Genomic DNA, 25,991 nt, shown 5'->3' with positions numbered 1-25,991 from the left:
TCCCAGTAGACGACTGGGTTGATAGGCCGGATATGGAAGCACGGTAACGTGTGGAGTTGACCGGTACTAATAGGCCGAGGGCTTGTCCTCAGTTGCTCGCGTCCACTGTGTTGGTTCTGAAACCACGAACAGCCCCACGTGCCACACGTGGTGCGGCTGACAGTTTCATAGTGTTTCGGTGGTTATAGCGTAGGGGAAACGCCCGGTTACATTCCGAACCCGGAAGCTAAGCCTTACAGCGCCGATGGTACTGCAGGGGGGACCCTGTGGGAGAGTAGGACGCCGCCGAACAATTTTTGGGAAAACCCCCGCATCTTCGGATGCGGGGGTTTTCTGCGTTTAGGCTCCATGTATGCGCTATGACCTCGTGATCTTCGACAACGACGGTGTTCTCGTCGACAGTGAGCCCATTTCCAACCGGTTGCTCGCGGCATACCTCACCGAGCTGGGGCACCCCACCTCGTATGAGGAGTCCATTCGGGACTACATGGGATCGGCGATGCACCGGATTCATGAGCTGGTCCTCGAGCGGACGGGGCAGCGGCTGCCGGAGAGCTTCGACGACGTCTTTCACGCGCGGGTGTTCGCGGCGTTCGAACAGGAACTGGTGGCCGTGGCCGGTGCCTCCGAGGTCCTGGAGAAGCTGGCCGCGGACGGGGTGCGGTACTGCGTGGCCTCGTCCGGAAGCCATGAGCGGATTCGAGTGGGGCACCGGACGACGGGCCTCGACCGGTGGTTCGACGAGGGGCGGATCTTCAGTTCGCAGGACGTCGGGCGGGGGAAGCCCGCCCCCGATCTGTTCCTGTACGCCGCCGAGCGGATGGGGGTCGCGCCGGAGCGGTGTGTCGTCGTCGAGGACAGTCCGCTGGGCGTGCAGGCGGCGGTCGCGGCGGGGATGGACGTCTACGGGTTCACCGCCATGACGCCGGCGGACAAACTGGCCGGGGCCGACCGGCTCTTCTCCGACATGGGTGAGCTGGCCGATCTGCTGGCGTCAGCCGATCCCGGGGCCCGGCAAAGCTGAGGCCAATTCATCTTCGGCTGGATCTACCCACGGGTAGGCCGGGGCCCTACGCTCGCCGCCATGACTGATGTGCTGCGGCACGGCAGGGGCTCGTTGGCGTTCAGCTTCTTGGTGCAGGGGGTCGCCTTCGCTCTGCTCGTGACGAGGATCCCGGCCATCCAGAACCGGTACGGGGTCTCCGACGCGCTGCTGCCCGCGTTTCTGGCCGCCGTCCCGATCCTCGCCGGGATCGGGAGCGTGACCACCGAGCGGCTGGTGAAGCGGGTGCGGCCGAGCCGGCTGCTGCGGTGGTCGCAGCCCGTGGTGCTGCTGGCGCTGCTCGGGGTGGGGGCCGGGGAGCGGATGGTGGAGCTCGGGGTCGCGCTGGCGGCCTTCGGGCTCGCCGTCGGGGTGCTGGACGCGTCGATGAACATGCTCGGGGTGAGCCTTCAACGGGCGTACGGGCGCAGCATCATGCTCAGTTTCCACGCGGTGTACAGCCTGGGCGGGATCGTCGGGGCGTCGCTGGCGTGGGTGGGGGCGCACTGGCATCTGGCGTTGTGGGTGTCGTATCTGCCGGTCGTGCTGGTGCTGTTGCCGGCCGTGCTGGTGGGGAGCCGCTGGTATGTCGACGACCGGGGCGGTGCGGTGGCCGAGGTGGCGGAGACGGCGGGGGAGGGCCAGGTCGTCGTCTTCAAGTGGCTGCTGCCGTTGTGCCTGGTGATGACGGTCGCGTACATCGGGGACTCGACGGTTTCCAACTGGAGCGCGAAGTACCTCCAGGACGTGCTGGGGTCCTCGGAGCAGATGGCGACCGTGCCGTACAACGTGTACATGGTGACCACGCTGCTGGGGCGGGCGATCGGGGACCTCGGGGTGCGGCGGTTCGGGGCGGTCGCGGTGGTGCGGTGCGGGGCGCTGGTGGCGGCGGGTGGGTTCGCGGTGGTGGCCGGGGCGCCCGGGGCGTGGGTGGGGATGCTGGGGTTCACGCTGCTGGGGCTGGGGTTGTGTGTGCTGGTGCCGCAGACGTTCGCGGCGGCCGGCCGGCTGTTCCCGGGGGCCTCGGATGCGGCCGTCGCTCGGCTGAATGTCTTCAACTATGTGGGGTTCCTGATCGGTTCGCCGTTGGTCGGGGCGCTCGGGGATCTGTGGAGCTACCGCGGGGCCATGCTCGTGCCGATGGTGTTGGTGCTGGTGACGCTGGTGTACGCCCGGTCGTTCGCGGCTCAACCGGACCGATACGGTGGCGGGCATGAGCGGCCGCGCACAGCTGATGTGGGACGAGGCAGTAACGGGCTATGACTTCGGTCCGGGGCATCCGATGGACCCCGTCCGGCTCGCCCTGACCCGGAGACTGGTCGATGCCTTCGGGCTGGACCGTGAGGTGGAGGTGGTCGCCGCCAAGGCGGCCGGGGAGTCGACACTGCGGCTCGTCCACCGGGAGGACTACATCGGGGCGGTGAAGGCCGCGTCGGTGGATCCGGCGGCGGCGGACCAGTCGTACGGGCTGGGGACGATGGACGATCCGGCGTTCGCCGGGATGCACGAGGTGTCGTCGCTGATCGCCGGGCAGTCGGTGGGGGCGGCGGAGGCCGTGTGGCGCGGTGAGGCGCTGCACGCGGTGAACTTCGCGGGCGGGCTGCACCACGCGATGCCGGGCGGGGCGTCCGGGTTCTGCATCTACAACGACGCCTCGCTGGCCATCGCGCGGCTGCTGGAGCTCGGGGCGGAGCGGGTCGCGTACATCGACGTCGACGTGCACCACGGGGACGGAGTCCAGGCGGCGTTCTGGGAGGACCCGCGGGTGCTGACGATCTCGCTGCACGAGCATCCGCGGACGCTGTTCCCGCAGACCGGGTGGCCGGAGGAGACCGGGGCGGACTCCGCGGAGGGCTCGGCGGTGAACGTGGCGCTGCCGGCCGGGACCGGGGACGCGGGGTGGCTGCGGGCGTTCCACGCGATCGTGCCGGAGCTGATCGCCGACTTCCGGCCGCAGGTGCTGGTCACCCAGCACGGGGCCGATACGCACTTCGAGGATCCGCTGGCGCATCTGGCGGTGTCGCTGGACGCGCAGCGGGCGGTGCAGGTGGCCTGTCACGACCTGGCGCACGAGTACGCCGACGGGCGGTGGGTGGCGCTGGGCGGGGGCGGTTACGCGGTGGTCGACGTCGTGCCGCGGTCGTGGACGCATCTGGTCGCGATCGCGGCCGGGCGGGCCGTGGAGCCCGAGGCGATGATCCCCGAGGGCTGGCGACAGGAAGTGTTCGCGAGGACGCGGCAGTTGGCCCCGGCGCGGATGACGGACGGGCGCTGGCCCGTGGCCTGGAGCAGCTGGGAGGAGGGCTACGACCCGGCGGACCGGCTGGACCAGGCGGTGCTGGCGGCCCGGCGGGCGGTGTTCCCGCTGCGGGGGCTGCTGGCGTGAGGGGGGGACGCCGGGCGTAGGCCGACCGTGCGGTGTTCGCCGGTTCACGGGACAGGCGGAGTGCCGATCACGCACGATCTTTCCGTGCTGACCACCGAAGCCCTGCGTGCGCACCTGGTGGGCGCACGGCTCGCCGGGACCGTGGCGACCTCTCGTGAGGTCAGCCTGCGCAGCTATCGGCTCTTCGCCGCCCGGGACCCTCGGGTGCTGCTGGGCATCGATCCCGAAGGGGTCTGGAAGCAGGGGGAGTTGATCGAGCTGATGGCGGACAGGTGCGGTGTTTCGGCCGATTCCCGGCAGGTTTCCGGCCAGGACGTGATCGATCCGGAGCGGACCCTGGCGGCGCTGGACGCCTTCGCGGAACGCCTCGCCGAGGCTGCCCGGCGCCGTGCCCCCGTGCTCCTCGGCACCGGGCACCCGCACCGGCTGCTCGGTTTCTACGGCGCTCTGGCAGACGCGCTGTCGGCGGCGGGATGTACCGTTCTCACCCCCGCGCAGGGTCGCCGTGTCGACATAACGACCCGGTTCGGCCTACGTACGTACAACCTCGACTACGTACGAGGAGTCGCGCTGGTGCGGACCCCTGGCGCGGAACGCCCCGGTTGTGAGCCCGGCGCACATACGCACTCACCTCTCCCGGTTCGTACCGTACTGGCCGCTTGTGCGGAGGCCGGCGGGCCCCTTCCCGAGCTGGTGATCGGGGACCACGGGTGGGTCTGCGGAGCAGGTCAGCTGGGGTTCGAGGCCATCGGGCCGGCCGATACGGACGACCCGGCGCTGTTCGTGGGGGAGGCCGAGGGGTCCGTGTCCGTCGTCGTTCCACTTGATGACGGCGTGCGGTCTGATTACTACCTGCCGCTTACCCGCTACGTACTCAATCGGGCGTGTCTGTCACAGTAGGCCGCCGATGGGTGCACCTCTTCCCCACTCGCATCACTGGCCCCTACATTGGGGAGTGAGCACGCAGCGACGAAGAGTCACCGGAAGGGGAAGCCGGTGGCCGTCGAGTGCGGAAGGTTCAGGTGTGTCATGGCTGCAGCTGGCGAGAGGCCTCTGAACGAGGTTCAGTTCCTTACCGTGGCGGAAGTCGCCTCGGTGATGCGAGTGTCGAAGATGACCGTGTACCGCTTGGTGCACAGCGGTCATCTGCCCGCGATCCGTGTGGGGCGGTCCTTCCGCGTCCCGGAGCAAGCGGTTCACGAGTACCTCCGCGAGAGTTACGTGGGGGTGGAAACCGCCTGACGGCAGGGCCGGGGCGATCCCCCACAGGGCACTTCGGGATCCCCCCGGCCTCCTCGATTACGACCTCAGCGCTCGGACGGGTAGGCTAGCCCCTCGTAGGTCGTATGGGCCCATGGCGCCCAAACACCGAGTGATGAGAAGTGAGCGAGGGTAGTCGTGGGCTCTGTTATCAAGAAGCGGCGCAAGCGGATGGCTAAGAAGAAGCACCGCAAGCTGCTCAAGCGCACGCGCGTTCAGCGTCGCAACAAGAAGTAAGTTCGCGACGCGGACGCCGCGAGAGCGTTGCTGTGGCCCCCCACCCACCGGTGGGGGGCCACACGCATATCCGCTCCTGCGTCCGGCTGGCTTCGGTCACTTCGCGCATCGGGCGGTCATCACAGCGCAACGACGAACCGCTAAGTTGGCCCCAGGGGGGAACGCGGCGGGACAAGAGGTTCTGGAAGGAAGGCGCTGATCTTGGGCAAGGTCGTGCTCGTGACCGGAGTGGCCCGCCAGCTGGGGGGCCGGTTCGTCCGGCGGATCCAGCGGGACCCCGAGGTGGACCGGGTCGTCGCCGTGGACGCGGTGCCGCCCGAGCACCATCTGGGCGGTGCGGACTTCGTCCAGGCCGACATCCGGCAGCCCGGCATCGCGCGGGTGCTCGCCGAGACGGGCGCCGACACGATCGTCCACCTGGACGTGACGGGCACGCCGCTGGGCAGCGGCAACCGGGCGTCCCTGAAGGAGAACAACGTCATCGGCACCATGCAGCTGCTCGGTGCCTGCCAGAAGTCCCCGGCCGTGCAGCGGCTGGTCGTGAAGTCCAGCACCAACGTCTACGGCTCCGCACCCCGCGACCCGGCCGTCTTCACCGAGACGACCCCGCCCAAGTCCCTGCCCAGCGGCGGCTTCGCCAAGGACACCGTCGAGGTGGAGGGCTACGTCCGCGGCTTCGCGCGCCGCCGGCCCGATGTGGCCGTGTGCGTGCTGCGGTTCGCCAACATCCTGGGCCCGACCGCGGACACCCCGCTCGCCTCGTACTTCGCGCTGCCGGTCCTGCCCACCGTGTTCGGCTACGACCCGCGGTTGCAGTTCGTGCACGAGGACGACGTGATCGAGGTGCTGCGGATCGGCTCGCACGAGCCCCGGCGCGGCACCCTCAACAGCGGCACCTTCAACATCGCCGGCGACGGCGTGCTGCTGCTCTCCCAGTGCTCCCGGCGCCTCGGGCGCCCCACTGTGCCCCTGCTGCTCCCGGCCGTCACCTGGGCGGGCTCGCTGGTGCGTACCCTGGGCATGACGGACTTCTCGCCCGAGCAGATCCGGCTGCTCACCCACGGCCGGGTCGTGGCGACGGGCCAGATGCGCGAGACGCTGGGATTCCAGCCCAAGTACACAACCGCGGAGACGTTCGCGGACTTCGCCCGCAGCCAGGGTCCCGGACTTCTTCCGCCGGAGGCCCTCGCGGGGGCCGTCGACCGGATCGCCGACCTGCCTCTCGCGGGCGGCGGACACTCCCCGACGCAGAGCGCCAACTGAGGAGCGCATCAACGATGGCGGACGCCAAGGTCATTCCGTTCGACGACGACCGGTCCCGGGGGAGCGCCGCGCAGCGCCCCCAGCGGCGCCGGAGCGCCGGGAACCGCCGCCCGGGCGCCGAGTCCGTGCCGGTCCGTGAGGTGCAGCCCCTGCCCACCAGGGCCGTTCCGCAGGATGATGTTCCTGTGACTTCTGAGGAACACCCGCCGGAGCCTGCCCGGGACGGCGACGGCGGCCTGGAACGGCGGATCGCGGGCGGCCTGGCCTTCCTGCGCCGCCGCCTCACCGGGGACTACGAGGTCGACGACTTCGGTTATGACGAGGAGCTCACCGACCAGGTCCTGATGTCCCTGCTGCGCCCGCTGTACGACCGGTACTTCCGGGTCGAGGTGAAGGGCATCGAGAACATCCCGTCCGAGGGCGGCGCCCTGATCGTCGCCAACCATTCCGGCACGCTGCCGATGGACGGGCTGATGATGCAGGTCGCCGTGCACGACAACCACCCGGCGGGCCGGCATCTGCGCCTGCTCGCCGCGGACCTGGTGTTCATGCTGCCGGTGGTCAACGAGCTGGCCCGCAAGCTCGGCCACACCCTGGCGTGCGCCGAGGACGCCTCCCGGCTGCTGGAGCAGGGCGAACTGGTCGGGGTGATGCCGGAGGGGTTCAAAGGCCTCGGCAAGCCCTTCGCGGACCGCTACAAGCTGCAGCGCTTCGGCCGCGGCGGTTTCGTCTCGACGGCTCTGCGCGCGAGGACGCCGATCGTGCCCTGCTCGATCGTCGGGGCGGAGGAGATCTACCCGATGATCGGCAACGCCAAGACGGTCGCGCGGCTGCTGGGCTTCCCGTACTTCCCGCTCACGCCCACGTTCCCGTGGCTCGGGCCGCTCGGGGCGGTTCCGCTGCCGACCAAGTGGACGATCCAGTTCGGGGAGCCGATCCCCACGGACGGTTATCCGCCGGAGGCGGCCGAGGACCCGATGCTGATGTTCAACCTGACCGACCAGGTCAGGGAGCAGATCCAGCACACGCTGTACAAGCTGCTGGTGCAGCGGCGGTCGGTGTTCTTCTGACGCCGACGTTCGCAACAGCCCGCCGGTCGCTCGGAGCCGCCGGACGGAGTCCGGCGCAGCCGTCCGAAGCCAGCGGAGCAGTGCGAGGGCAGCAGACAGGAGGGGCCAAGCTGCTGGTGCAGCGGCGGCCGGTGTTCTTCCGACCCTGCCCGCGGACGACGACGGGGGCGCCCCTTTGCACAAGGAGCGCCCCCACGGTCGCCGTCTAGTCCGCGTCCTCGCCGTCGATGCCCAGGCCGGGCAGCAGTCCGGGCAGCAGCGGCGGGAGCGTCACGTCCGGCCGGGGGACCGGCGTGGTGCCCTCCGCCGACGGGGAGGTGCTCGCCTCGCTGTCCTTCGGCGGGTCGAGCAGGCCCCCGGTGTTGCCGCCCAGCAGGCCGTCGCTGTCGCTGCCGGAGCCGGCCGAGCGGCTGGGGCTGCCGCTGCCGGTGCGGCTCTCGTCGCTGTGCCGGCCGCCGCTGTCGCTGGGGCGGGCCGAGCGGCCGGTGCCCGAGGAGCCGCTGGGGGCCGACTCGGAGGCGCCCTGCCGTTTGCTGCCGCCGCCGCTCGTGGCCGGGGGCTCGGGCAGCAGGGACCGCAGCGGGGCGACGTCCTCCTCTATGGCGTCGAACACCGAGGAGACCTGCTCGCTGACGTCCCCGAGCTGGACGGGCAGTCGCTCGCGCAGTTCGCCCCAGGCTTCGCGGTGGGAGCGGGAGAACGCGGACAGGGCCTGGATGGGGCCGAGTGAGTCCGGGTCGTGCTCGTACGCCTCGCTCAGCAGCCGGTGGCCCTCGGACGCGTCGTGCCGCATGCCGGACAGGGCGCGGCGGATCTCGCCGAGGGACTCGTGGTCCAGGGGGCCGCTGCGGCCGCGCTCCATCAGGCGCCGGGCTTCGCTGAGCCGGGTGGAGGCGTGGTCGAGGTAGACCCGGCCGCGCTCGTCCGCCCCGTCGGCGAGGCCGAGCTTGACGTCCTCGATGCCGCGCTTGAGGCCGTAGAGCGAGTCACCGGGCAGGGCGTCCGAGCTGGCGGCGGAGACTCCGCCGAAGGCGCTCGCGGCCACCCCGACACTGAGTCCGCCCGCGGTGAGGCCCTTGGCGAGCCGGGAACGCGGCCGGAACTTCTTCAGCGAACTTGCGCGGTGCGCGCCACGGGTCCGGGAGCGCTGCTCGGGGAGCGCGCCGTCCGTCGCCCCGCCGCCTGCGGTGCCCTCCTGCAGCATGGCCTCGAAAGCGGCCACCAGCTGGGCCCGCTGGACGACTTTGACCTCGGGGTCGAGCTCCGGCTTGGGCAACGCGCCGAGACCCGAGGCGAGCGCCAGATGACGCGCCTGTTCGCTCGGTTCCGCGGCTGCCGGGGCCGGTGCCGATCCTTCGGGCTGTTCGGCCGCCGGGCCCTGCTCGGACTGCTCCTCCAGGGCCTGGGCGAAGGCGTTCGCCCGCCGGTGCGCCGATACGTTCGCGATCACTGGCGGCACCTCCTCTCGTCATGACGGTCGACTCCCCAGGGGGTCCTGAGGGTTGCACACCCTGACTACGACCACACGATCGAGTGATCGGAGTCGGCCGGGGGGTGACCACAGGGAGCCTGCATCCCGCACAACGAGTGGCGCGGCACTTGGGTTACGGACGTCGGCTGATCGGATGCCGAAGTCAACGGACTTTCACGGAACGTGAGTTGGATGTCGCCGAGCGTGCGGGGCGGTCAGCGGGCGTCTTCCGGGAGGAGGCGGGCGAGGGTGCGGACGGCCCGGTACTGGAGGGTCTTGATGGCGCCCTCGTTCTTGCCCATCACCCGGGCGGTCTCGGCGACGGAGAGGCCCTGGAGGAAGCGGAGCGTGACGCACTCCTGCTGCTGGGGGTTGAGCCGCCGTACGGCGTCGAGCAGGGCGGCGTTGGAGAGGGACTCCAGGACGGAGTCCTCGGGGGAGCGCTCGACCTCGTTGGCGTCGAGCATCTCGCCGGTGGTGACCTCGAGGCGGAAGCGGCTGGACTTGAAGTGGTCCGCGACGAGGTTGCGGGCGATGGTGACGAGCCAGGCGCCGAAGTCACGGCCCTGCCAGGTGAACGTGCCGATGCGGCGCAGGGCACGCAGAAAGGTCTCGCTGGTGAGGTCCTCGGCGGTCGCCTTTCCTCCGACCCGGTAGTAGATGTACCGGTAGACGGTGTCGCTGTACTGGTCGTAGAGGCGGCCGAAGGCGTCGGACTCGCCCGCCTGGGCACGCTCCACGAGATCCATCATGCGGGCGCTGTCGCTGTCCGCGGCAGGCCGGCGTGCGGTGGCCGCGCCGGACGGGCGCCCTCGTCTGCCGACCGCGGCGCTGCCGTCGGCCAGTGCGTAGCAAGGGCCTACGGGCGCGGCGGTGGCGAATGCGGGGACGGCGTACGCGGTGGGGACGAAGCCGCGCAACAGGTCTTGGACCGTTGCGCGCAGCGTAGCCAGGCCCGAGGCGTCAACCCCGACGTGTGGGTACACGGGACTCCCAGAGGCAGAGCTTCCATCACGTGCAGTGCGGGACCTTTCACCCGTCGTAGCGACGGAGGGGTACCGGATTGCGTCTGAGGAGAATAACGCTTCGTGCAGGCACTGCTACACCGAGTTGCTCAAATCATCGATTACGTCGCTTCCGTAACCGATTGACGCCGGATCAAGTGCCGGAGAGTGAGCGGTTGTTGATCGGAAGGGTTCGGATTGTGGCTATGTCCAGGGCGTGTTGTGGCCGTGTGCAGCCAAGAGGACTGGAAACGAGGTTGTGGGGGTACGCCAGTTGGATTTACGGGGCTTGTCATCCCGTAAACGATGGTGTCCCGCTTTGATCGGCTGGTCAGCGGCGCCGGCGGTGCAGGGCGATGGCGGCGGCCGTGCCGCCGGCGACCGCGCCGACGCCCGCCGCGGCCGGGATGCCGACCTTGGCCGCCTTGCGGCCCGTGCGGTAGTCGCGCAGGCGCCAGTCCAGCTTGCGGGCGTGCTTGCGCAGCTTGCTGTCCGGGTTGATGGCGTAGGGGTGGCCGACCAGCGACAGCATCGGGATGTCGTTGTGCGAGTCGCTGTAGGCGGCGCAGCGGCCGAGGTCCAGGCCCTCGGCGGCGGCCAGGGCGCGGACCGCCTCGGCCTTCGCGGGGCCGTGCAGCGGTTCGCCGACGAGCTTGCCGGTGTAGACGCCGTCGACGGACTCGGCGACCGTGCCGAGGGCGCCGGTCAGGCCGAGGCGGCGGGCGATGACCGTGGCGATCTCGACGGGGGCGGCCGTCACCAGCCACACCTTCTGGCCGGCGTCCAGGTGGGCCTGGGCGAGGGCGCGGGTGCCGGGCCAGATGCGCTCGGCCATGTACTCGTCGTAGATCTCCTCGCCGATCGACTGCAGTTCGGCGACGCGGTGGCCCTTGACGATCGACAGGGCCGACTCGCGGGCCTCCTGCATGTGCTCGGGATCCTCGACCCCGGCGAGCCGGAACCACGCCTGCTGCCAGGCGAACTTCGCGAGGTCGCGCGTCTCGAAGAACTTCCGCTTGTACAGGCCCCGCCCGAAGTGGAAGATCGCGGCGCCCTGCATGACGGTGTTGTCCAGGTCGAAGAAGGCGGCGGCCCGGTCGTCGCCGTGCACCGGGAACTGCGGTTCCTCGGCGGTGCCGGCGACTTCCTGTGAGGACTTGCGGGCAGCCTCCGCCGAGGCCTCGCCTGCCAAAACGCTCCGCGCCGTGGCGGAGCGCCTACGGGGAGTGAGCCATCCGAGAGCGGCCATGGCGTGAGCATAGCCAGTTCGTTCGGGGGTTCCGGAGTCGTGAGGTCGGGAGCCTGTGAACTCTCGGCAAGCATGTCGTTAAAGACGTCGCGCGGGACGGGCGCGCCCGGCGTGTCCCCTGGCGCTTTCGTGAGGGTCCCCTTGTCCACGGGCGCGGGACAATGGCCGACATGAGTCCCCTCTTCCGTCGCAGGCCCCCTCGGGACCGGCTCGTCACCCTGATCCGCAAGCCCGGCTGTCATCTGTGTGATGACGCACAGGTCGTTGTGGAGAAGGTGTGCGGTGATCTCGGAGTCCCCTGGGAGCAGAAGGACATCACCGAGGATCGGGAACTGCACGACCAGTACTGGGAGCAGATCCCGGTCGTGCTGGTGGACGGCAGGCAGCACACGTTCTGGCGCGTGAACGAGGACCGCCTGCGCAAGGCGCTGACCGACTGATCCCGCCAGGTGAGCGACTGACCGATCAGTCCAAAGTGGCCGCCCGGTCGCTTAGGATCGATGGTGACTTGGTCTCGGGGGCGGGATTCGCTGAGGAGAGTGTGCGGTTTTGCCCCCAGAAGACAAGGAACGGTGGTGCGTATGCGCCGGTTCCCTGCGTATGCGCCGGGGGCGCGTGACCCCGGTCACGTTGGCCGGGCAAATCGGACACCATCTTTGTGCACGCGTTCACAAAGACATAGCCTGCTTTCGACGGGGCGGTCATGTAGGGACGTATGACCGCCTACAGCCCCGCTCTACCCGCAGGAGCACCGTGGCAACTGGCCGAACTCACCGACCGGCGACCCGCAGCCGAGGGATTCCCGAGGCCACCGTCGCCCGGCTTCCGCTGTACCTCCGCGCTCTGACCACGCTGTCGGAGCGCTCGGTTCCCACGGTCTCCTCCGAGGAGCTCGCGGCCGCGGCGGGGGTCAACTCCGCGAAGCTGCGCAAGGACTTCTCCTACCTCGGGTCGTACGGGACCAGGGGCGTCGGCTACGACGTCGAGTATCTCGTGTACCAGATCTCCCGCGAACTGGGGCTCACCCAGGACTGGCCGGTCGTGATCGTCGGTATCGGCAACCTCGGCGCCGCCCTCGCCAACTACGGCGGTTTCGCCTCCCGTGGTTTCCGGGTCGCCGCGCTGATCGACGCCGATCCGGCCATGGCCGGCAAGCCCGTCGCCGGGATCCCGGTGCAGCACTCCGACGACCTGGAGAAGATCATCCAGGACAACGGCGTGTCCATCGGTGTCATCGCCACCCCCGCCGGTGCCGCCCAGGCGGTCTGCGACCGGCTCGTGGCCGCCGGTGTCACCTCCATCCTGAACTTCGCGCCGACCGTGCTGTCCGTCCCCGAGGGCGTCGACGTGCGCAAGGTCGACCTCTCGATCGAGCTGCAGATCCTCGCCTTCCACGAGCAGCGCAAGGCCGGGGAGGAGGCCGCCTCCGACGGGGGCGTCCCGGCCGCCGCCGCCCGCACCGAGTCCGCCGACCAGGGGCCCGACGGGGACATGCCCGCCGTGATGCCGGCATGAGTCTCCTCGTCGTCGGTCTGAGCCACCGCAGCGCCCCGGTCAGCGTGCTGGAGCGGGCCGCGCTGAACGCGGACGCGCAGGTCAAGCTGCTCCAGGACACGGTCGCCGCCGAACCGGCCTCCGAGGCCGCGGTGCTCGCCACCTGCAACCGCATCGAGCTCTACGCCGACGTGGACAAGTTCCACGCCGGTGTCGCCGAGCTGTCCACGCTGCTCGCCCAGCACAGCGGGGTCGGCCTGGAGGAGCTCACTCCCTATCTCTACGTGCACTACGAGGACCGCGCCGTCCACCACCTGTTCTCGGTGGCCTGCGGGCTGGACTCGATGGTCGTCGGCGAGGGGCAGATCCTCGGCCAGATCAAGGACTCCCTGGCCCGCGCCCAGGACCTGCACTCCGCCGGCCGCCTGCTGAACGACCTGTTCCAGCAGGCCCTGCGGGTCGGCAAGCGCGCCCACTCCGAGACCGGCATCGACCGCGCCGGCCAGTCCCTGGTCACCTTCGGCCTGGAGCAACTGGCCCGGGGCGGCGACGTACAGCAGTGGGCCCGCGGCAAGAAGGCCCTGGTCATCGGGGCCGGGTCGATGTCCTCCCTGGCCGCGGCCACGCTCGCGCGGGCCGGTGTCGCCGAGATCGTCGTCGCCAACCGCACCTTCGACCGTGCCGAGCGCCTCGCCCAGATCCTCATGGAGGGCGACGACACGGACGTGACGGCCCGCGCGGTACCGATGGAGTCGGTGCCGGCCGAGCTGACACGTGCCGACGTCGCCGTCTCCTGCACCGGCGCGACGGGCCTGGTCCTGACGGCCGAGTCGGTCGCGGAGGCGGTCGAGGGCCGGGTGCCCGCGCCGTCGGCCGTGCCCGGCGACGGACCGGTGGCGCCGGGCGGCGAGTCCGGCCCCGCGGCCGCTTTGGGCGCGCAGCGGGGCGGTGCGCCGGGCGCCGGCCTCGGCGGCGAGGACGGCTGTCCGCTGGAGCTGTCCGCGGTGCAGGGCACCGCCGGATTCTCCGTGCTGGGCGAGGCCGCCGTGGCCGGAATGGCCGCCGCCGACCTGGAGCAGCACGCGGCGTGGGTGGACAACGGCACGGTGGGCGGCGCCCAGCGCGCGGGCGGCCCGGCCCGGCCGGGAACGGCCCGCACGCTCGACCCGGCCGCGGACACCGACGCCATCGCCGCGCTCGCCGCGACCGTCGCCACCGTCGGACGCATCCCCGAGCGGCGCCGGCCCGAGCCGGTCGAGGAGCCGCAGCGGCCCGAGCCCGTGCTCTTCCTGCTGGACCTGGCGATGCCCCGCGACATCGACGCGGCCGTGCACCGGCTGGCCGGGGTGCGGCTGGTGGACATCGAGTCGCTGGCGGAGGCCTCCGCGGGCGCTCCGATGGCTGCCGATGTGGACCAGGTCAGGCGTATCGTCTCCGACGAGGTCGCGGCGTTCGGGGCAGCACTGCGGGCCGCGCACATCACACCGACCGTGGTCGCCCTGCGCACCATGGCCGCCGATGTCGTGGCCGGCGAGATCGCCCGGCTGGACGGGCGGCTGCCCGGTCTCGACGACAAACACCGAGCGGAGATCACCCAGACCGTGCGGCGCGTGGTCGACAAACTGCTCCACGCGCCGACCGTGCGGGTCAAGCAACTCGCGGCCGAACCCGGCGGCGCCGGGTACGCGGACGCGCTGCGGACCCTGTTCGACCTCGACCCGGAGACGGTTGCCGCCGTCTCCCGGGCCGAGGACAGCACCCCCGAGAAAGACCGAGGGCCGGCATGAACGACAAGGCGCTACGGCTCGGTACCCGGCGCAGCAGGCTCGCCATGGCCCAGTCCGGGCAGGTGGCGGAAGCCGTGAGCAGGGTGACCGGGCGGTCCGTCGAGCTCGTCGAGATCACCACGTACGGGGATGTCTCGCGTGAGGCGCTCGCCCAGATCGGCGGCACCGGCGTGTTCGTGACCGCCCTGCGCGACGCGCTGCTCAAGGGCGAGGTCGACTTCGCGGTGCACTCGCTGAAGGACCTGCCGACCACGCAGCCCGACGAGCTGGTCGTGGCCGCCGTGCCCGTGCGGGAGGACCCGCGGGACGTGATCGTCGCCCGGGATGAGCTGAAGTTCACCGACCTGCCCTCCGGGGCCCGCATCGGTACGGGTTCGCCGCGCCGCATGGCGCAGCTCAACGCGTACGCCCGCAGCCACTCGCTGGACATACGGACGGTCCCGATCCGCGGCAACGTCGACACCCGCATCGGGTTCGTACGGGGCGGTGAGCTCGACGCCGTCGTGCTGGCCGCCGCCGGACTGAACCGGATCGGCCGGGGTGACGAAGTGACCGACTTCCTGTCGGTCGACACGGTTTTGCCCGCCCCCGGCCAGGGGGCACTGGCGATCGAGTGTGCCGCGGGCAACGCGGACCTCATCGCCGCGCTCGCCGAGCTCGACGACCCGTTCACGCGGATCGCCGTGACGGCCGAGCGATCACTGCTCGCCGCCCTGGAAGCCGGTTGCAGTGCCCCTGTGGGCGCACTGGCCGACTTGCTGGCCGACGGGCAGATTGTCAAGGAAATGCGCCTGCGCGGCGTCGTCGGGACCCCCGACGGCACGCGCATGGTGCAGCTGTCCACCACCGGTCCCGCGCCCGAGACGCACGACGGGGCAATGGCGCTCGGTCGCGAACTCGCGGCCGAGATGCTCGCCCAGGGCGCGGCCGGTCTGATGGGGGAGCGAGCACATTGAGCCCCACCACCCTTTCCGCCGGTCCTGAACACGGGCACGTCACCTTCCTGGGTGCCGGACCCGGAGATCCGGGACTGCTGACCTTGCGCGCCGTGGAGGCGCTGGCGAACGCGGACGTCCTCGTCGCCGAGCACGAGGTGCTCGACGTCGTACGTCAGCACGCCAGGCAGGGCGTCTCCGAAGTGCATACGGATCCGGATCCTTCCCAGGAGCCGGCTCCGGGCACAGGAACGCCCCAGCTGACGGTAGTTGACGGCACGTCAACCACCGTGGCCACCCCCGCGGTGCGGGATGCCGCACATCTTGTCATGGAGGCCGCGCGGGGCGGCAGGCGGGTCGTGCGTGCGGTGTCCGGGGACCCGGGCCTCGACACGTACGCCGCCGAGGAGATGCTGGCGTGCGCCGCCGCCGGGGTGCCCTTCGAGGTCGTCCCCGGCATCGCGAGCGCCGTCGGTGTGCCCGCGTACGCCGGTGTGCCGCTGCGGGACGCGCAGGGCGCGGACGTGCGGTTCGTGGACGCGCGGACGGCGTCGGACCGGTGCTGGACGGAGGTCGGGGCGTCGGACGGCACGGTCGTCGTCTCCACGACGCTGGACTCCGTCGCGGCGGCGGCCGGCGAGCTCGTCTCCGCCGGGCGCAAGCCGGACACCCCGATGACGGTCACCGTCGCCGGTACGACCACCCGGCAGCGCACCTGGGCCGCCACGCTCGGCACGATCGCGCAGACGCTGAAGCAGGCCAAGGTGCTGCCCTCGCCCGACGGCGGCCGGCCGGTGATAGCCGTGGTCGGTGAGCGTTCCGCCGCCGCCCAGCGCGACCAGCTCGCGTGGTTCGAGTCCAAGCCGCTGTTCGGCTGGAAGGTGCTCGTGCCGCGTACGAAGGAGCAGGCGGCGTCGCTCTCCGACCAGCTGCGGTCGTACGGGGCCGTGCCGCACGAGGTGCCGACGATCGCCGTCGAACCGCCGCGCACGCCCCAGCAGATGGAACGGGCGGTCAAGGGCCTGGTGACGGGCCGCTACGAGTGGATCGCCTTCACCTCGGTGAACGCGGTCAAGGCCGTGCGGGAGAAGTTCGAGGAGTACGGGCTCGACGCGCGTGCCTTCGCGGGCATCAAGGTCGCGGCCGTCGGCGAGCAGACGGCGAAGGCGCTGATCGCGTTCGGTGTGAAGCCGGACCTGGTGCCGAGCGGTGAGCAGTCGGCCGCCGGTCTGCTGGAGGACTGGCCGCCCTACGACCCGGTCTTCGACCCGATCGACAGAGTCTTCCTGCCGCGCGCCGACATCGCCACGGAGACGCTGGTGGCCGGGCTGATCGAGCTCGGCTGGGAGGTCGACGACGTCACGGCCTACCGGACCGTGCGGGCCTCGCCGCCGCCGGCGGAGACCCGGGAGGCGATCAAGGGCGGCGGATTCGACGCCGTTCTCTTCACCTCCTCGTCGACCGTGCGGAACCTGGTCGGCATCGCCGGCAAGCCGCACAACGTCACGGTGATCGCCTGTATCGGCCCGGCCACGGCGAAGACCGCCGAGGAGCACGGGCTCCGGGTGGACGTCATGGCTCCGGAGCCGTCCGTCCACAAGCTGGCGGAAGCCCTGGCCGACTTCGGCGCGAAGCGCCGGGTGGCGGCGGTGGAGGCCGGCGATCCGGTGACGCGGCCGAGCGAGCGGCGGCCGGGGGCTCGGCGGAGGCGTTCGACGACGTAAGCGCATCCGGTGCTGTCGCTGCGGCTACGCGGGTGTCACCGCGTGGCCGTAGCGCAGCAGGTTCGACGGGTCGTAGGTGGCCTTGTCGTGGCGTAGGCGTTCGTAGACCTCCGGGGTCCAGGCGCGGGCGCGGTCCTGTTCGTCGCCCGGGGTGCCGTGGATGTTGACCATGGTGCGCCCCGTGCCGTACGGGGCCATGGCGGTGTACAGGCGGCGCGTCGCCTGTTCGACGGCCTCGGCCACGGGTGGGGCGGGCATGATCCCGACCGACTCCATGAAGTAGCGGGCATCGCGGGCGCAGACGGCGTCCTCGACGGCGGACGGGCGGGCCAGTGCGCCGCCCATGTGGCGCACCGAGGCGACGAGGAGTGGGTGGTCGGGGCCGGCTCCGGGGCCGACCTGCTCCAGGTACGTGGCGATCGCGTCGGGGGTCAGGTCGCGCAGGAGCATGCAGCACTCCCGTGCCGGGAGCGGGTCCTGGGGTTCCATGTGGATGCGGTCCAGGGCCGCGTAGTCCATCTCCTCGACCGTGTCGACGGCCACGGGGGCGGCTTGGCGCAGCGGCGCGATCAGGGCTTCGCCTTCGGCCGTGTCGCCCGGCCAGGCGATCGCGACCCGGGCCCAGAAGCCGCCGCGCAGGGGCTCGGGGATCTGGGGGATGGGCGGCAGACGCAGGACCGAGAACATGCTGCACATCTCGTCCGGGACGGTGCGGGTCCAGTCCGTCCAGGCCCGGAGCAGGGTCTCCGTGTGTTCGGCGTGGCAGTGGATGCCGCCGCCGTAGAGCCGTGACAGGGGCAGCAGTTCGGTGACGAGCGAGGTGACGATGCCTACGTTGCCCTTGCCGCCGCGCAGGGCCCAGAACAGTTCCGGTTCGTGCTGCGGGTCCGATTCGCGCAGGTGCCCGTCCGGGGTGACGACCTGGAAGGAGCGGACCAGGTCGGCGGCGTAGCCGTAGGCCCGGCCGAGGACCGGGAGTCCGCCGCCGAGGGTGTAGCCGATGACGCCCGCGTCGGTGGAGGTGCCGCAGAGGCCGGCCAGGCCGTGGGGGGCGGTCGCGGCCATGACGTCACTCCACTTCGCGCCCGCGGCGATGGTGGCGGTGCGGGTGGTGGGGTCGATCGTCACGTCCGTCATGCGGGCCGTGTTGATCAGCAGGCCCTGTTCGATCGGGAAGTTGGCGCCGTGGCCGGTGGCCTGGACGGCGACCGGGGTGCGGGTGGCGTTCGCCCAGCGCATGGCGGTGACGATGTCGTCCGGGCCCGTTGCTCCGATGACGACGTCCGGGGTGTGCAGGGCGGCCACGTTGAATCCGGTGACCTCGTCGGCGTAAGCGCGTTCGCCGGGACGCAGGACGGGGCCGTTGATCTCCGAGAGGGCGAACAGGTCGGGGGTGTGGTGGGTGGCGGTCATCGCGTCCTCCGTGGGGGCGGTACGGAGGGACGGCGGCGGCGGGGGCGGGCCGTCGGGGTCCATGTCCTTGTCGTTGTTGATTTAAGGATGGACCTCGGTGCACGGGGGCGCATTGTGGGGGTGTGCGGCCGGTGGAGTTCTTGCCCCGAGCGCACCGACATCGCGTCGGCATCGGGGCTTTTCGGGCGGGCGTAGCGTAGGGGGCATGACGACGTACGGATCATTTCCCGGTACTCGGCCGCGGCGGTTGCGGAGCAACCCCGTGATGCGTCGGATGGTCGCCGAGACCCGGCTGCACCCCGCCGATCTCATCCTGCCGGCCTTCGTGCGGGAGGGCGTCAGCGAGCCCGTGCCGATCGCCGCGATGCCGGGGGTCGTGCAGCACACCCGGGACAGTCTGAAGAAGGCCGCCGCCGAGGCGGTCGCGGCGGGGATCTCCGGGATCATGCTGTTCGGTGTGCCGGAGGAGTCGAAGAAGGACGCGTTCGGCACGCCGGGGACCGATCCGGACGGGATCCTCCAGGTCGCCCTCCGGGACGTGCGGGCCGAGGTCGGCGACGACCTGCTCGTCATGTCCGATCTGTGTCTCGACGAGACCACCGATCACGGGCACTGCGGGGTTCTGGACGCCGAGGGGCGGGTCGACAACGACGCGACCCTGGAGCGGTACGCCGAGATGGCGCAGGTGCAGGCCGATGCCGGCGCCCATGTCGTCGGGCCCAGCGGGATGATGGACGGGCAGGTCGGGGTCGTCCGCGACGCCCTCGACCAGATCGGGCGGGAGGACGTCGCCATCCTCGCCTATACGGTCAAGTACGCCTCCGCCTTCTACGGGCCCTTCCGGGAGGCCGTCGGCTCGTCGCTCCAGGGCGACCGGAAGACGTATCAGCAGGATCCCGCGAACGTCCGGGAGTCGCTGCGCGAGCTCGCCCTCGACCTGGAGGAGGGCGCCGACATGGTGATGGTCAAGCCGGCCGGGCCCTACCTGGACATCCTCGCCCGGGTCGCGGACGCCGTGGACGTGCCCGTCGCCGCCTATCAGATCTCCGGCGAGTACTCGATGATCGAGGCCGCCGCCGAGAAGGGCTGGATCGACCGGGACCGGGCGATCCTGGAGGCGCTGACCGGCATCCGCCGGGCGGGTGCGCGCAGCATCCTCACCTACTGGGCCACCGAAGTGGCCCAGAAGCTCAAGGATCAGTAGGTCTCAGGCTTCAGTAGGACAGCGCGTGGTCCCTGTCGCGCAGCCAGTAGGTGACCGTCAGGGTGCTGTCGTAGTACACGCCCTTGGCGGGCAGGGCCGGGAGCGCCGAGGGGCCGCCGTCGCTGTTCGGCGTGCGGCCCTGGAAGCCGACGGTGAGCTTGTGACTGGTGGTGCCCCACTCGCCGCTGCCGTCGGCCGCCGACAGTGAGACGCCCGCGTAGCCGGACTCGCCGGGGGCCAGGGTCGTCACCGCCTGCGGCTTGGAGTCCTTGATCGGCTGCGGGACCCACTGCATCTCGCCGAAGCGCAGCACCGGGTAGTAGTAGAGGTCGCACGTCTTCGAGCCGGTGTTTCTCACGGTGAGCAGCATGTGGTTGACGGGACGGCGGACCGGCTGGGCGGTGACGGTGGTGTTGGAGCCGTTGCAGGAGACGCGGGTCGCCGTGGTGCTCTTCGCGGAGCCGGTGCTCTTGGCGTGTCCGTTGTCCTTCGTGCCCTGCGTTCCGCTCGTGTTCCGCGTTCCGCTCGTGTTCTGTGCGCCGCTTGTGTTCCGCGTGTTGTTCGTGGCCGTCGCGCCGTTCGAGCCCTTCCCGCTGTTCCCCTCTTCGGCCGGGTGTGTCGCCGTGACGGTCGCCGAGGCCGACTGGGGCTGGGCCGCGCCCTCGTCCTTCGTGCCGGTGCCGTCCTGGCACGCCGTCAGGGCGAGGGCGGCGAGGAGTGCGACGGGGAGGGCGTGGTGCTTGCGCATACTTGCGTTTCCTTTCGGACAAAGGCGGTGGGGAAGCACGCTCAGGCGGGTCGCGCTGCCGGTGGGCCGGGAGCGGCGTGCTTGGATGACCAGAGCTTGTGCGGTGATCCGTCCCGGCCGCCGGACCCGGCGGACGATCAGGGACGTTGGAACGCCCGCGCATGCTCTGACCAGGGAGAACAGTCATTCCCTGGAACGGGGGAACGGGACACGGGGCATGGAGGAACGGTGTCGGAAGGCACGGCCGCGGCTGATTTCGCCGCGCTGCTGGGGGAGTTGAAGGAGCGCTCGGGGCTGAGCTACGGGGTGCTCGCCAAGCGGCTCCACATGAGTACGTCGACGCTGCACCGGTACTGCAACGGGGATGCCGTGCCGACCGATTACGCGCCGGTGGAGCGGCTGGCCCGGGTGTGCAAGGCGTCGTCCACGGAGCTCGTCGAGTTGCACCGGCGGTGGGTGCTGGCGGATGCCGGGCGGGTGCGCAAGGGGAGCGGGGGTGTGGGGAGTGGCTCTTCGGAGGTGACCTCTCCGGAAGTGGCCACTTCGGGGGCCGACGTTCTCGCGTCGGAGGCCGGGGTCGAGGATGCCGACGTTCTCGCGTCGAAGGAACCCGCGGTCCGGCGCCCGCGCCGTGCGCTGCTGGCCGGTGTCGCCGCGGCCGTGGTCCTCGGCGGCGTCGGTCTCGCCGTGGCCGTTCCCTCGGGCGGATCGGACGACGAGGGGCGGCGTGGCGCGGCGGCGGTCTCCCGTGGCGGTGGCGGGCAGGAGGAGCAGGGGACGGCGGCTTCCGTGTCGCCCTCGGCCAGTTCGTCCGCCGCGGGCGGCGAAGACAAGAACAAGGGGAAAGGCAAGGACAAGGGCGAGGGGGCTGCCTCCGCGTCCCCCTCCTCAGCCTCCCCGGGCAGCGGCAGCGGCAGCGGCACCGGCACCGGCGGCGACCGCCCCGGGCGTGACACCGCCCCCGCCTCCGCTCCCCTCACCGTGGACACGGAACCGCACGCCTGGGAGAGCCCGTGCTCCCAGCGCTATCTCGTGAATCTGCCGCCGGGGCGGGTCGGGCCGCCGCCGCCGGAGCAGGACGCGCCCGGCTGGGTGGCGGCGACGGGGGCCGTGCCGTCGGGGGAGCAGTTCCTGAAGCTGACCGTGCAGGGGACGGGGAAGGAGACCGTGGTCGTCAAGCGGCTGACGGTCCGTATGGCCGGCAAGCGGGCGCCGCTCGCCTGGAACGACTACGCCATGGGGTATCCGGGCGTCGGCTGCGGCGGTGGCGTGCCGACCCGGTTCTTCACGGTCGCCCTCGACGCCGCACGCCCGGGAGTCGTGCCCGAGGCGGGGCACGCGAACTTCCCCTTCAAGGTGAGTGAGAGCGACCCGGAGGTGTACTACATCCGGGCCGATGCCTCCGCGTACGACGTCAGCTGGTACCTGGAGCTGGCCTGGTCCAGCGGCAACCGGACGGGCACGCTGACCGTGGACGACCACGGCCGGCCCTTCCGGACCAGTGGCAACAACGGGCGTCCGGCGTACGAGTTCCCGCTGGACGGCGAGAAGTGGGTGGAGGAGGGGACCACGGAGCAGTCCTGAAGGCACAGGCTCAGTGGAACTCGTGGACCAGCTCGATCCTTCCGACGATGTGGGCGTTGAACTCGTCGAGTTCCTCGGCCGGGACCCACAGTTCGAGGATGGTGCGGCCGCCGGCCTGCTGGACCGGGTAGCGGGCCAGGAAGTCGGAGTCGACCTCGAAGCGGGTGACGAAGCCGGCGCCGTCGTGCTTGACGTTCCAGTCCCGGGCGATCCTGACCGCGTAGTCCTCGTTCAGGACCGGGTAGAAGATCGGCTGCTCGGGGAGCCGGGGCGGCCAGGCGCGCCAGTCGAGGTCGCGGACCAGGTCCAGTTCCGCGGGGCCGGTGGGGCGCCAGAGGGTCGTCGTCGCTCGCGTGTCACTCCGCACGGGCACCATCAAATCAGTTGAACCGTTAGGTTGTTGACCGTCGTAGTAGTTGCTGATTGAACCACCTACTCTTCAGGGAGACGTCCATGTCCGGTGACGCCCTCAGCCAGGATCCCGCCGAGCTGCGCAGGAGGATCGACAGCAGCAAGGCGCACCCGGCCCGGGTCTACGACGTCTTCCTCGGCGGCAAGGACCATTACCCTGCCGACCGGGACGCGGCCGCCGCCGCGCTGGCCGCCAACCCCCGCGGGTACCTCGACGTACGTCACAACCGTGACTTCCTGCGGCGTGCGGTGACCACGCTCGTGGAGCAGGACGGCATCCGGCAGTTCCTCGACATCGGGACCGGGCTGCCCACCGCCGAGAACGTGCACCAGATCGCGCAGCGCCTCGCGCCCGAGTCGCGGGTCGTGTACGTCGACAACGACCCCGTGGTGCTCGCGCACGCACGCGCCCTGCTGACCAGCGGCCCCGAGGGGCGTACGGACTACATCGACGCCGATCTGCGGGAGCCGGCCCGCATCCTCGAACAGGCCGCCAAAACCCTGGACTTCGACCAGCCGGTCGTGCTCTGCCTGGTCGCGATCCTGCACTTCGTCGCGGACGAGGAGGCGTATCCGCTGGTGCGCGGGCTCCTCGACGAGCTGCCCGGCGGCAGCCGGCTGGTGCTGAGCCACCTCACCGATGACCTCAACCCCGAGAACATCCGCGCGGTCCAGCGGACGTACACCGAGCGCGGGTTCACCTTCGTGCTGCGGTCCCGGGCCGACGTCGAGCGGTTCTTCACGGAGAACCGGCTGGAGATCGCAGACCCGGGGGTCGTCCCCGCGCACCGCTGGCGGCCCGACCACGCCGCCCCCGTGCCCGAGCAGCCGGAGGAGTCCTTCCTCGCCGGACTCGAGGAGATCGAGAAGGTGCGGTACCGCGACATCAACGACGTCACGGACGCGGACATCAACGTGTACGCGGCGATCGGCGCCAAGGAGTGAGCCGTCGGGCCCCGGGCCGACCTCCGTGCACGCCCGGCGTCCGGATCCCGGAAACCTGCTTGTAGGCGGCACGTACTTCCTTAGGCTGCGGGGCACCAGGCGTCACCGCAGCCGAAGGAGCCGTGTCATGACCACCGCCGAGCCCCTGCTCACCCACTCTCCCGTGCCGCCCCTGGCCGCGCGGGCGCGGGCCGTTGGCGGCTCTCCCGTACGGGACATCCTCGCCGTCACCGCCCGCCCCGAGGTGATCAACTTCGCGGGCGGGCTCCCGGCACCGGAGCTGTTCGACACCGAGGGCATCGCCGCCGCGTACGAGGCGGTGCTCGCCGAGGCACCCGCACGGGCGTTGCAGTACTCCACGACCGAGGGCGAACCCGCGCTGCGGGACGCGCTCGCCGCCCGCACCACCGTGCGCGGCCTGCCCACCGGCCCCGACGACCTGCTCGTCACCACCGGCTCCCAGCAGGCCCTCTCCCTCCTGGCCACCGCGCTCCTCGAACCCGGGGACACCGTCCTCGTCGAGAACCCCTGCTATCTGGCGGCACTTCAGGCCTTCGGCTTCGCCGGAGCGCGGATCGTGGCCGTGCCCGGCGACGAGCACGGCGTCGATCCCGAGGCACTGGAGGAACTCGTCGTGCGCGAGCGGCCCAAGCTGCTCTACACCGTGCCCACCTTCCAGAACCCCACCGGCCGGACCCTGCCCGCCGAACGGCGCGCCGCCGTGGCAGCCGTCGCCGCCCGGCGCGGGCTGTGGATCGTCGAGGACGATCCCTACGGGGAGCTGCGCTACGACGGTGAGCGCGTGCCGTGGATCGCCGCCCACCCGGGCGCCGGGGACCGGACGGTGCTGCTCGGCAGCTTCTCCAAGGTCATGGCGCCCGGGCTGCGGCTGGGCTGGCTGCGGGCACCCGGGGAGCTGCGGCGCGCCTGTGCCGTCGCCAAGCAGGCCGCCGACCTGCACACCCCGACGCTCAACCAGCTCGCAGCGGCCCGCTACCTCGCCGACAACGACCTCGACACCCATGTCGCCCGCGTCGCCGGTGTGTACCGCGACCGCCGCGACACGATGCTCGCCGGGCTCGCGGGGGCGCTGCCCGAAGGGTCGGTCTGGAGCCGGCCCGAGGGCGGCATGTTCCTCTGGGCGCGCCTGCCGGAGCCGTACGACACGACGGCCCTGCTGCCGCAGGTCGTCCGCCAGAACGTGGCCTACGTCCCCGGCGCCCCCTTCTACGCCGGACCGCCCGACCGCACCACCCTCCGGCTGTGCTTCGTGACGCAGACGCCGGAGGAGATCGGGGAGGGGCTGCGCAGGCTGGGGGAGGGGCTCAGTCCCACCAGAAGTGCCACGTCGGCTGGTTGAGGACCTGCTGCTCGGCGTAGGCCCGGAGGGTCGGGGCCGTGCCCTGGCGGATGTTATCCGGGCAGAACGCGAAGTGCTCGGCGGCGACGGCTCGTGCGGCGGCGGGGGTGGTGGGCGGGTTGGCCACGGACACCAGCAGGTGAGCGAAGCCGAGCGCCGTGACCCGTATGCCGAAGCGGTCCTCCCAGGAGCGCAGCACCGCGCTGAGCCGGGCCGTGTCGCTCTCGTGGTTCGCCGGGCCCGTCCAGCCGATCGCCGCCGGGATGTCCGCGCTGCGGCGGGCCGGGACGAGGGCGAGACGGGGATCCTTGAGCGGGCCGCCGTCCCCGAGCAGGGCGTCCACGATGCCGATGGCCGCGGAGTCCGGGTCCTGGTCCCCGGGGGCGGCATCCGCAGGGCCGGGCCAGGCCTCGCCCTGCGCGGCCTGCTCCTCCCAGTACTCCGCCAGGACCTCTTCGGCGTCGTGGTCGCCGGGGTAGGAGACCTCGCCGGGCATCAACTCCCAGCGGTCCGGCCCGCCATGGCCGTCGCCCGTCTCCAGGACGACCGGCAGCAGTCCCGCCCGGCGGGCCGGCTCCAGCGCCGCCCAGCCGCCCGGGAGAGCGCGCCCGTCCCCGCACCACAGCAGCGGCTCGTGCCAGGAGCCCTCGTCGGTGGTGTCGACGAGTACCCCGGCGGGGAGTTGAAGCCCGAGCGCGCGGCCGCTCGGGTCTGCCGCCAGCTTCGGCAGGGGGTTCGGAAGAGTCGCCATGGGGGTGACTGTAGAGCCGGCCACTGACAATCCGACCGGCCCGGTGATCCGCAGTAGCGGCCAGTACCTGACCTAATGGCTCCGTACGGTTCGGACATGACCTTTTCCTCGGAGAAGACGGACCTGCTGGCCTCGTTCGCGGAGCAGCGCGCGTTGCTGCTCATCACCGTGCGCGGACTCACCGACGCGCAGGCCGCGCGGCGCACGACCGTGAGCGAGCTGACCCTCGGCGGAATAGTGAAGCACCTCGCCCAGGGGGAAGAGGTGTGGACGCAGATCATCACCGAAGGGGACGGTGAACTGCCCGACGGCATGCTCGACTCGGGCCAGTACCGCATGGCCGGGGGCGACACGCTCCCCGCGCTGCTGGAGCGTTACGCACGAGCCGCGCGGGCCACCGAAGAAGCCGTGGCGGCGCTGCCGGACCTGGGCCTCGGCGTGCCGCTGCCGAGGACGCCCTGGTCCCCGCCGGAGCCCGAGTACTGGTCCGTGCGCCGGATCCTGTTGCACCTGATCAGGGAGACCGCCCAACACGCGGGGCACGCGGACATCGTCCGGGAGGCCCTGGACGGGGCGAGCACCACGGCGCAGCGCTGACCCGGTGCGGCATCAGACGCGGGCGTCGAAGCACTCGGGGCCGTCTCCCGTCATGG

At 71.2% G+C, this 25,991-nt stretch carries 25 protein-coding genes and 2 rRNA genes; 20 read left to right on the top strand and 7 right to left on the bottom strand.

What is annotated here, in order from left to right:
• From ACIRDU_RS18600 to ACIRDU_RS18555, 10 genes are all read left to right on the top strand, one after another.
• Window positions 1-90, top strand: a 23S ribosomal RNA gene (locus ACIRDU_RS18600); the annotation flags it as partial.
• Window positions 91-174: 84 nt separating this feature from the next.
• Window positions 175-291 (top strand): 5S ribosomal RNA (gene rrf / locus ACIRDU_RS18595).
• A 61-nt stretch (window positions 292-352) separates the two neighbouring features.
• A complete protein-coding gene (locus ACIRDU_RS18590) occupies window positions 353-1,024 on the top strand; it encodes an HAD family hydrolase (RefSeq protein ID WP_403580591.1) in 672 nt (223 codons plus the stop codon).
• Window positions 1,025-1,084: 60 nt separating this feature from the next.
• Window positions 1,085-2,305, top strand: a complete 1,221-nt coding sequence (locus ACIRDU_RS18585; protein WP_403580589.1) for an MFS transporter — start codon at window positions 1,085-1,087, stop codon at window positions 2,303-2,305.
• Complete coding sequence (locus ACIRDU_RS18580) at window positions 2,256-3,428, top strand: acetoin utilization protein AcuC (RefSeq protein ID WP_403580587.1); 1,173 nt, start codon at window positions 2,256-2,258, stop codon at window positions 3,426-3,428. Before ACIRDU_RS18585 ends, ACIRDU_RS18580 begins: the two co-directional genes overlap by 50 nt.
• 84 nt (window positions 3,429-3,512) lie before the next feature.
• Entirely contained in the window at window positions 3,513-4,328 is an 816-nt protein-coding gene (locus ACIRDU_RS18575) for a phosphatase (RefSeq protein WP_403580584.1), read from the top strand.
• Between the two features lie 129 nt (window positions 4,329-4,457).
• Window positions 4,458-4,670 (top strand): helix-turn-helix domain-containing protein, encoded by a 213-nt coding sequence (locus ACIRDU_RS18570; protein ID WP_004984898.1) that lies wholly within the window; start codon window positions 4,458-4,460, stop codon window positions 4,668-4,670.
• Window positions 4,671-4,826: 156 nt separating this feature from the next.
• A complete protein-coding gene (locus ACIRDU_RS18565) occupies window positions 4,827-4,925 on the top strand; it encodes a 30S ribosomal protein bS22 (protein WP_003948845.1) in 99 nt (32 codons plus the stop codon).
• Between the two features lie 201 nt (window positions 4,926-5,126).
• Window positions 5,127-6,188, top strand: a complete 1,062-nt coding sequence (locus ACIRDU_RS18560) for an NAD-dependent epimerase/dehydratase family protein (protein WP_403580582.1) — start codon at window positions 5,127-5,129, stop codon at window positions 6,186-6,188.
• A gap of 14 nt (window positions 6,189-6,202) precedes the next feature.
• Window positions 6,203-7,258 carry a 1-acyl-sn-glycerol-3-phosphate acyltransferase gene (locus tag ACIRDU_RS18555; RefSeq protein WP_403580580.1) on the top strand — a complete coding sequence of 352 codons (1,056 nt, stop codon included), beginning with the start codon at window positions 6,203-6,205 and terminating at the stop codon, window positions 7,256-7,258.
• 205 nt (window positions 7,259-7,463) lie between these two features.
• Here the strand turns inward: ACIRDU_RS18555 and ACIRDU_RS18550 are convergent, their stop codons facing one another.
• The 3 genes from ACIRDU_RS18550 to ACIRDU_RS18540 form a co-directional block, all read right to left on the bottom strand.
• Entirely contained in the window at window positions 7,464-8,708 is a 1,245-nt protein-coding gene (locus ACIRDU_RS18550) for a DUF5667 domain-containing protein (protein WP_403580577.1), read from the bottom strand.
• A gap of 236 nt (window positions 8,709-8,944) precedes the next feature.
• Window positions 8,945-9,715, bottom strand: coding sequence for an ECF subfamily RNA polymerase sigma factor, BldN family (locus ACIRDU_RS18545; RefSeq protein WP_030840376.1), 771 nt, complete (start codon window positions 9,713-9,715; stop codon window positions 8,945-8,947).
• A 349-nt stretch (window positions 9,716-10,064) separates the two neighbouring features.
• Window positions 10,065-10,982, bottom strand: coding sequence for an HAD family hydrolase (locus tag ACIRDU_RS18540; RefSeq protein WP_403580574.1), 918 nt, complete (start codon window positions 10,980-10,982; stop codon window positions 10,065-10,067).
• 161 nt (window positions 10,983-11,143) lie between these two features.
• On the opposite strand from ACIRDU_RS18540, the gene ACIRDU_RS18535 reads away from it, so the two are divergent.
• The 5 genes from ACIRDU_RS18535 (at window position 11,144) to ACIRDU_RS18515 (ending at window position 16,922) form a co-directional block, all read left to right on the top strand.
• Window positions 11,144-11,422, top strand: coding sequence for a glutaredoxin family protein (locus tag ACIRDU_RS18535; protein ID WP_086603661.1), 279 nt, complete (start codon window positions 11,144-11,146; stop codon window positions 11,420-11,422).
• A gap of 313 nt (window positions 11,423-11,735) precedes the next feature.
• Complete coding sequence (locus tag ACIRDU_RS18530; protein WP_403580571.1) at window positions 11,736-12,497, top strand: redox-sensing transcriptional repressor Rex; 762 nt, start codon at window positions 11,736-11,738, stop codon at window positions 12,495-12,497.
• Window positions 12,494-14,263 carry a glutamyl-tRNA reductase gene (locus tag ACIRDU_RS18525; protein ID WP_403580569.1) on the top strand — a complete coding sequence of 590 codons (1,770 nt, stop codon included), beginning with the start codon at window positions 12,494-12,496 and terminating at the stop codon, window positions 14,261-14,263. The genes ACIRDU_RS18530 and ACIRDU_RS18525 overlap by 4 nt, the downstream gene beginning before the upstream one ends.
• Window positions 14,260-15,219, top strand: a complete 960-nt coding sequence (hemC, locus tag ACIRDU_RS18520; RefSeq protein ID WP_403580567.1) for a hydroxymethylbilane synthase — start codon at window positions 14,260-14,262, stop codon at window positions 15,217-15,219. The genes ACIRDU_RS18525 and hemC overlap by 4 nt, the downstream gene beginning before the upstream one ends.
• Window positions 15,216-16,922 carry a uroporphyrinogen-III synthase gene (locus ACIRDU_RS18515; protein ID WP_403580565.1) on the top strand — a complete coding sequence of 569 codons (1,707 nt, stop codon included), beginning with the start codon at window positions 15,216-15,218 and terminating at the stop codon, window positions 16,920-16,922. Before hemC ends, ACIRDU_RS18515 begins: the two co-directional genes overlap by 4 nt.
• A gap of 24 nt (window positions 16,923-16,946) precedes the next feature.
• Here ACIRDU_RS18515 and ACIRDU_RS18510 read toward each other — a convergent pair whose 3' ends face one another.
• Window positions 16,947-18,335, bottom strand: a complete 1,389-nt coding sequence (locus ACIRDU_RS18510; protein ID WP_403580562.1) for an FAD-binding oxidoreductase — start codon at window positions 18,333-18,335, stop codon at window positions 16,947-16,949.
• Between the two features lie 205 nt (window positions 18,336-18,540).
• Here ACIRDU_RS18510 and hemB point away from each other — a divergent pair, with 205 nt between their 5' ends.
• Window positions 18,541-19,539, top strand: coding sequence for a porphobilinogen synthase (gene hemB / locus ACIRDU_RS18505; RefSeq protein WP_403580559.1), 999 nt, complete (start codon window positions 18,541-18,543; stop codon window positions 19,537-19,539).
• Between the two features lie 10 nt (window positions 19,540-19,549).
• Here the strand turns inward: hemB and ACIRDU_RS18500 are convergent, their stop codons facing one another.
• Window positions 19,550-20,287 (bottom strand): DUF4232 domain-containing protein, encoded by a 738-nt coding sequence (locus ACIRDU_RS18500; RefSeq protein WP_403580556.1) that lies wholly within the window; start codon window positions 20,285-20,287, stop codon window positions 19,550-19,552.
• A 228-nt stretch (window positions 20,288-20,515) separates the two neighbouring features.
• On the opposite strand from ACIRDU_RS18500, the gene ACIRDU_RS18495 reads away from it, so the two are divergent.
• Complete coding sequence (locus ACIRDU_RS18495; RefSeq protein ID WP_403580553.1) at window positions 20,516-21,871, top strand: helix-turn-helix domain-containing protein; 1,356 nt, start codon at window positions 20,516-20,518, stop codon at window positions 21,869-21,871.
• 10 nt (window positions 21,872-21,881) lie between these two features.
• Here ACIRDU_RS18495 and ACIRDU_RS18490 read toward each other — a convergent pair whose 3' ends face one another.
• Window positions 21,882-22,247 (bottom strand): hypothetical protein, encoded by a 366-nt coding sequence (locus tag ACIRDU_RS18490; protein WP_403580550.1) that lies wholly within the window; start codon window positions 22,245-22,247, stop codon window positions 21,882-21,884.
• Between the two features lie 77 nt (window positions 22,248-22,324).
• On the opposite strand from ACIRDU_RS18490, the gene ACIRDU_RS18485 reads away from it, so the two are divergent.
• Together ACIRDU_RS18485 and ACIRDU_RS18480 are read left to right on the top strand one after the other, a co-directional pair.
• The gene (locus tag ACIRDU_RS18485; protein WP_403580547.1) at window positions 22,325-23,227 is read left to right on the top strand and encodes an SAM-dependent methyltransferase; all 903 of its coding nucleotides are present in this window, start codon (window positions 22,325-22,327) and stop codon (window positions 23,225-23,227) included.
• 127 nt (window positions 23,228-23,354) lie between these two features.
• Entirely contained in the window at window positions 23,355-24,587 is a 1,233-nt protein-coding gene (locus tag ACIRDU_RS18480) for a PLP-dependent aminotransferase family protein (RefSeq protein ID WP_403580544.1), read from the top strand.
• Here the strand turns inward: ACIRDU_RS18480 and ACIRDU_RS18475 are convergent.
• Window positions 24,553-25,338, bottom strand: coding sequence for a DUF4253 domain-containing protein (locus tag ACIRDU_RS18475; RefSeq protein WP_403580541.1), 786 nt, complete (start codon window positions 25,336-25,338; stop codon window positions 24,553-24,555). The genes ACIRDU_RS18480 and ACIRDU_RS18475 overlap by 35 nt on opposite strands.
• Before the next feature lie 96 nt (window positions 25,339-25,434).
• Here ACIRDU_RS18475 and ACIRDU_RS18470 point away from each other — a divergent pair, with 96 nt between their 5' ends.
• Window positions 25,435-25,935, top strand: a complete 501-nt coding sequence (locus ACIRDU_RS18470; protein WP_403580538.1) for a DinB family protein — start codon at window positions 25,435-25,437, stop codon at window positions 25,933-25,935.
• The last annotated feature ends 56 nt before the right edge of the window (window positions 25,936-25,991 follow it).

The organism is Streptomyces sp. NPDC093598, from assembly GCF_044764825.1.
GTDB lineage: Bacteria > Actinomycetota > Actinomycetes > Streptomycetales > Streptomycetaceae > Streptomyces.
Note: the sequence above shows the minus strand (reverse complement) of the source record. Positions and strands in the feature narration are given on the sequence as shown.

Excerpts from the sequence above, each read along its gene's own strand:
- ACIRDU_RS18590 (WP_403580591.1), top strand. The coding sequence starts at position 353 with ATGCGCTATGACCTCGTGATCTTCGACAACGACGGTGTTCTCGTCGAC.
- ACIRDU_RS18585 (WP_403580589.1), top strand. The coding sequence starts at position 1,085 with ATGACTGATGTGCTGCGGCACGGCAGGGGCTCGTTGGCGTTCAGCTTC.
- ACIRDU_RS18580 (WP_403580587.1), top strand. The coding sequence starts at position 2,256 with ATGAGCGGCCGCGCACAGCTGATGTGGGACGAGGCAGTAACGGGCTAT.
- ACIRDU_RS18570 (WP_004984898.1), top strand. The coding sequence starts at position 4,458 with ATGGCTGCAGCTGGCGAGAGGCCTCTGAACGAGGTTCAGTTCCTTACC.
- ACIRDU_RS18555 (WP_403580580.1), top strand. The coding sequence starts at position 6,203 with ATGGCGGACGCCAAGGTCATTCCGTTCGACGACGACCGGTCCCGGGGG.
- ACIRDU_RS18540 (WP_403580574.1), bottom strand. The coding sequence starts at position 10,982 with ATGGCCGCTCTCGGATGGCTCACTCCCCGTAGGCGCTCCGCCACGGCG.
- ACIRDU_RS18535 (WP_086603661.1), top strand. The coding sequence starts at position 11,144 with ATGGCCGACATGAGTCCCCTCTTCCGTCGCAGGCCCCCTCGGGACCGG.
- ACIRDU_RS18525 (WP_403580569.1), top strand. The coding sequence starts at position 12,494 with ATGAGTCTCCTCGTCGTCGGTCTGAGCCACCGCAGCGCCCCGGTCAGC.
- hemC (WP_403580567.1), top strand. The coding sequence starts at position 14,260 with ATGAACGACAAGGCGCTACGGCTCGGTACCCGGCGCAGCAGGCTCGCC.
- ACIRDU_RS18510 (WP_403580562.1), bottom strand. The coding sequence starts at position 18,335 with ATGACCGCCACCCACCACACCCCCGACCTGTTCGCCCTCTCGGAGATC.
- hemB (WP_403580559.1), top strand. The coding sequence starts at position 18,541 with ATGACGACGTACGGATCATTTCCCGGTACTCGGCCGCGGCGGTTGCGG.
- ACIRDU_RS18500 (WP_403580556.1), bottom strand. The coding sequence starts at position 20,287 with ATGCGCAAGCACCACGCCCTCCCCGTCGCACTCCTCGCCGCCCTCGCC.
- ACIRDU_RS18490 (WP_403580550.1), bottom strand. The coding sequence starts at position 22,247 with ATGGTGCCCGTGCGGAGTGACACGCGAGCGACGACGACCCTCTGGCGC.
- ACIRDU_RS18485 (WP_403580547.1), top strand. The coding sequence starts at position 22,325 with ATGTCCGGTGACGCCCTCAGCCAGGATCCCGCCGAGCTGCGCAGGAGG.
- ACIRDU_RS18480 (WP_403580544.1), top strand. The coding sequence starts at position 23,355 with ATGACCACCGCCGAGCCCCTGCTCACCCACTCTCCCGTGCCGCCCCTG.
- ACIRDU_RS18475 (WP_403580541.1), bottom strand. The coding sequence starts at position 25,338 with ATGGCGACTCTTCCGAACCCCCTGCCGAAGCTGGCGGCAGACCCGAGC.
- ACIRDU_RS18470 (WP_403580538.1), top strand. The coding sequence starts at position 25,435 with ATGACCTTTTCCTCGGAGAAGACGGACCTGCTGGCCTCGTTCGCGGAG.